Raw genomic sequence first — 236 nt, 5'->3', positions numbered from 1 at the left:
CATGTGTGAAAAGCCGGTCCATTTATGGTAGTTGGTATAGTCAACGTCTTCTACCGGCTGTAATAATAATTTCCAGTAACGCTTTAAAGTGCGGTATTGGCGAGAAGAAGTTGGTAAGACTTTCATAATGCGGATTCTGGTCTTGGTAAATGCCCGACTGAGGGCATTTACAATGTGAAATCGATCAATGAGAACAATCGCATTGGGAAACACAGTACCGACCAATTTAGGGTACG

At 42.4% G+C, this 236-nt stretch carries 1 protein-coding gene; it reads right to left on the bottom strand.

Annotated elements, in window-relative coordinates; translation table 11 throughout:
- A partial coding sequence (locus IWT5_RS12095; protein ID WP_143443119.1) for a transposase occupies positions 1-236 on the bottom strand: 236 nt, incomplete at both ends.

The organism is Secundilactobacillus mixtipabuli, assembly GCF_002217925.1.
Taxonomy (GTDB): Bacteria; Bacillota; Bacilli; order Lactobacillales; family Lactobacillaceae; genus Secundilactobacillus; species Secundilactobacillus mixtipabuli.
This window is presented reverse-complemented; position numbering and strand designations above follow the sequence as displayed.